A 250-nucleotide genomic window follows, 5' to 3' on the forward strand; every position below is an offset into this window, starting at 1 on the left:
GTTGGGGGTTCAAGTCCTCTTGCCGGCACCATTTATATCGGAGGGGTAGCGAAGTGGCTAAACGCGGCGGACTGTAAATCCGCTCCTTCGGGTTCGGCAGTTCGAATCTGCCCCCCTCCACCATTTTATTGGGCTATCGCCAAGCGGTAAGGCAACGGATTTTGATTCCGTCATGCGTTGGTTCGAATCCAGCTAGCCCAGCCATAGAGAGCCATTAGCTCAGTTGGTAGAGCATCTGACTTTTAATCAG

2 tRNA genes are annotated in these 250 nt (G+C 52.8%); both read left to right on the forward strand.

What is annotated here, in order from left to right:
• Positions 1 to 39 precede the first annotated feature (39 nt).
• Positions 40 to 123: transfer RNA gene (locus AC0C45_RS30270), tRNA-Tyr, on the forward strand.
• A 6-nt stretch (positions 124 to 129) separates the two neighbouring features.
• Positions 130 to 204: transfer RNA gene (locus AC0C45_RS30275), tRNA-Gln, on the forward strand.
• Positions 205 to 250 lie beyond the last annotated feature (46 nt).

The organism is Priestia sp. VA7 (genome assembly GCF_055710015.1).